Annotated in this window: 2 protein-coding genes; one reads left to right on the forward strand and one right to left on the reverse strand. The window is 72.1% G+C overall.

Translation table 11 applies throughout. The annotated features are described in order from the left end of the window. On the forward strand, positions 1-743 hold a 743-nt coding region (locus tag C1J00_RS43755; protein ID WP_180989930.1), incomplete at its 5' end, for a type IV secretory system conjugative DNA transfer family protein. Between the two features lie 6 nt (positions 744-749). On the opposite strand, the gene C1J00_RS47510 is transcribed toward C1J00_RS43755, so the two are convergent. Beyond that, the coding region (locus C1J00_RS47510; protein ID WP_500691508.1) for an N-acetyltransferase at positions 750-870 on the reverse strand (121 nt) is incomplete at its 5' end.

The following is an 870-nucleotide window of genomic DNA, read 5'->3' on the forward strand; positions in this document are numbered from 1 at the left end:
CCCCGTCCCGCCTCCACTGGTCCCCCACGGCCGGCTGCGAGGACAAGGCGACGGCAATCACGAGGGCCACCGCCCTCCTCACGCCCGTCCGTCCCACCGCCAAACTCGACCAAGCCCTCAGCGACACAGCGGAGATACTCCTGCGGAGCTACCTGCACGCCGCAGCGATCGACGGCCGCACCATCCGCCACGTCCACCGCTGGTCCCAGGGCACCCAGATCCAGGACGCCGTACGCGTCCTCCGCACCAACCCCAAGGCCGCACCCGGCTCGGCGGGCGAACTCGAAGGCGCCCTCACGGCCCACCCCGAACGCCGCGACATGGCCCAGCAGCTGACCACCCGCGCCCTGGCCGCCCTCTCCACGGTCAACATCCGCGAGGCCTGCACTCCCAACCGAACTGATGCCCTCGCCTTGGATTCCTTCGTCCACGAAGCGGGCACGCTTTATGTGGTGGGGGAATCCATCGAGGACCCCAGGACGAACCCGGGCGCGATGCCCCTCCTGACGGCCCTCGTCTCCAGCGTGGTCGAGCGCGGCCGGCACATGGCCGAACGGTCATCGGCCGGTCGCCTCGACCCACCAATGACGCTCGTCCTGGACGACGTCGCGGCCGTGGCCCCGCTTCCCCAGCTTCCGGAGCTGCTGGCCACCGGAGCGGACCGGGGCCTGCCGACCCTGGCCCTGCTCCGGTCCCGCGAACAGGGCCGCGCCCGCTGGCCGCACGACGAACTGCCCGTCTAGGCGCCGCTACTCCCGCTCGAGGACGAACTCCAGCTCCAGCTCCCCGGCATCCCCCAGCGGCACCGTCACCCCGCTCGGCAGGAACCCCACCCGCCGGTAGAACCGCTGCGCCCGCCCGTTCTCCTCG

The sequence above is a fragment of the Streptomyces cahuitamycinicus genome (assembly GCF_002891435.1).
GTDB classification, from domain to species: domain Bacteria; phylum Actinomycetota; class Actinomycetes; order Streptomycetales; family Streptomycetaceae; genus Streptomyces; species Streptomyces cahuitamycinicus.